The following is a 2,718-nucleotide window of genomic DNA, read 5'->3' as shown; positions in this document are numbered from 1 at the left end:
CCTCAAGCCTGACTGTGAAGGTCCATCCCGTGGTCTATATGACCATGGTTGATGCCTACGAACGCCGAAGCCGAATGAAAGGAAGCGACAAAGCCCTGGGTACTCTACTGGGATTCTACGAAAAGAATGTCGTCCAGATAACCAACTGTTATTCGATTCCATTCAGAGAAACTGCCGAGTCCCAGGAATTGGATGACACGTTCAACAAACAGATGTGGAATTTCTGTCGTCGTGCCACTCCTTCTGAGCAAATCGTCGGATGGTTTATTACCGCCGGCGAGGTGACTGAAGGTTGCCATCTCTACCATAATTATTATACTCAGCTAGTTAACGATATTGCTGTGAAGAAGGAACTCCCCCCAATAGTTCTTCTGACTTTGGATGTCACTTTCCAAGGACCAACGAAGGGGCGCCTTCCCATCAGAGCCTACACTAGATGTGATGGCGGGGTACCTGGTCAAAGTCCTCAAGCGGCCATCTTTCATCCATTGAAAGTTGAAATGGACGCCTTCCCAGGAGAGAGTATCGCTCTCAGCGTGGTTCAGAATGGGATTTACACCGATCGCAGAGAAGTTTTCCTGAACAATGAAGATGATTTACGCAATCTGACCGAGACCACAGAAGATCTTGTTCGTTGGCTGGAGAGAATCTTAAGTTATGTGGAAGATGTCTTGAGAAAACCCGAACCCACCGCCGAAGATCAAGCTTTTGGACGAAAGTTGATGAACATTGTGAATATTGCGGCCACTCAACTTCAATCCGACAAGTTAGATGCGCTTGTGAAGGGAAGTATTCGTGGCTTGGGGCCCAGATAGCAGGACACATCGGAGCGCTGTTGTGGTGCCGAGCTGCCTCCGCCGCCGCCGCCACCACCCGACGACGAGCCGCCGCCGCTGCTGCCTCCAAACGCGTACTCCTCGCGCACGTAGCCACCGCCGCCGCCGCCGCTCGATCCGCCTCCACTGTAGGCTCCCATGTAGGCGCTCTTGTCTCCCATGGTGTTGTTCTCGGTTCTCGGGGCAGCGCTTACCGCTTCGGCCAGACTCCAGGGCTTGGAGAAGAAGGTCACCATCAACGACCTGGCCCTCTTCAACAAGTTCGCCACCTTCGCCGAAACTTTCGACAAGACCTATGCCTCTGTCGAGCAAGCCCACGAACGTTTCCAGATCTACAAGGCCAACTACCTTCAACTCCAGGTCTACCAACAATATGAGCAGGGAACCGCCGAGTTCGGAGAGACCCAATTCATGGACATGACCCCCGAAGAGTTCCGCACCCAAGTCTTGACCAACATCAACATCGACGAGGTCGCCCCAGTCAAGAAATTGACCGCCGAAGACTTGGCCCACCTCAAGACCGACCTTCCCGAACTCCACGACTGGAGAGAACAAGGACACGTGACCCCCGTCAAGAACCAGGGAAGCTGCGGATCCTGCTGGGCCTTCTCCGTCACCGGAAACATCGAGGGAGTCTGGAAGAAGAAGACTGGAGAACTTGTCAGCTTGTCCGAACAGGAATTGGTCGACTGTGACGTCAAGGACCAAGGCTGCAACGGAGGATACATGACCTGGACTTACAACGAGATCATCCGCATCGGAGGTCTGGTCAAGGAAGACGACTACAAATACACCGGCCGCGGAGGAGCTTGCCAAGTCGACAAGTACGAGTTCGCCGTCTACATCAACGACTCCGTCCAACTCCCCGAAGACGAGAAGAAGATCCAGGAATACTTGTTCCAATCTGGCCCCATCTCCGTCGGAATCAACGCCAACCCTCTTCAGTTCTACAGCGGTGGAATCCACCATCCTCCCAAGTTCTTCTGCAACCCCAAGGGTGTCAACCACGCCGTTCTCCTCGTTGGATTCGGTGAGGAAGGAGGAAAGCCATACTGGATCGTCAAGAACTCCTGGGGAACCGGCTGGGGAGAGAAGGGATACTTCCGTCTGTACCGTGGAGAGAACGTGTGCGGTGTCAACACTCTTGCCACCTCCGCCCTCCCAGGCTGAGGTCGAGAAGTATCGTCAGGAGCGTGAACGTCAGTTCAAGGAATACGAACAGCAATATTTGGGCACCAAGGAGGACATCGAGGCCGGCATTCGCAAAGAGACCGAGACCACCCTGGAACAGATGAACCAGACCGTGGCGGCCAACAAACAACAAGTGATCGTCCGTCTTCTCCAATTGGTTTGTGACATCTCAGACATGCTCCTTTGATTTACAATTTTCCTCCTCCACAAGCTCACTATGTACAGCCTCATCCAATACAATATGGAGCTTATCCACACAATCAGAGCCATTCCCATGGTGGAAACAAAAGTTTGTTCCATCAATCCACTGGGCCTTTCGTTGCTGGAAGAAGATACAGCAGAAACTCGCGGTACTCCGTAAATCGATGCTTGTTGGATCCCGAGAGCAAGCCAGCTCCTAAGGTGCCTCAGAAAACACAAGTTGTTTATCCAGACGGAAGAACAGTCGATGTGGTTCTGCCTTCCTCTGAATCTCCGGTTGTGAAGGAGATGAGCACTCTGCAGAATCCGGCGGCGGCCAATTGGTCATCGCTGTCTCCGGGGTTGCGGTCAACATCCCAGGTCTTGACCTTCGTTCCGACCTCTGGAACACCGTTGCAGACGAGGGTGCCCTTGACGGCGACGCCCTGCTTTCGGAAGGCCAAGGCCGAGCCGCAGAGAAGGAGGCAGACAATAGCGAGCGACTTCATTC

4 protein-coding genes are annotated in these 2,718 nt (G+C 53.4%); 3 read left to right on the top strand and 1 reads right to left on the bottom strand.

Translation table 11 applies throughout. The features are described 5' to 3' along the window. The 3 genes from CN673_RS21710 to CN673_RS21700 all read left to right on the top strand — a co-directional run. A partial coding sequence (locus CN673_RS21710; RefSeq protein WP_157928988.1) for an MPN domain-containing protein occupies positions 1-815 on the top strand: 815 nt, incomplete at its 5' end. Between the two features lie 180 nt (positions 816-995). Next, complete coding sequence (locus tag CN673_RS21705; RefSeq protein ID WP_099868265.1) at positions 996-2,006, top strand: C1 family peptidase; 1,011 nt, start codon at positions 996-998, stop codon at positions 2,004-2,006. Next, on the top strand, positions 1,969-2,214 hold the full coding sequence (locus CN673_RS21700) for a V-type ATPase subunit G (RefSeq protein ID WP_157928986.1): 246 nt from the start codon (positions 1,969-1,971) through the stop codon (positions 2,212-2,214). The genes CN673_RS21705 and CN673_RS21700 overlap by 38 nt, the downstream gene beginning before the upstream one ends. Before the next feature lie 238 nt (positions 2,215-2,452). On the opposite strand, the gene CN673_RS21695 is transcribed toward CN673_RS21700, so the two are convergent. Continuing rightward, positions 2,453-2,718: transthyretin-like family protein (locus CN673_RS21695; protein WP_210200130.1), on the bottom strand; the 266-nt coding region annotated here is incomplete at its 5' end.

The sequence above is a fragment of the Neopararhizobium haloflavum genome (assembly GCF_002750855.1).
GTDB classification, from domain to species: domain Bacteria; phylum Pseudomonadota; class Alphaproteobacteria; order Rhizobiales; family Rhizobiaceae; genus Georhizobium; species Georhizobium haloflavum.
This window is presented reverse-complemented; position numbering and strand designations above follow the sequence as displayed.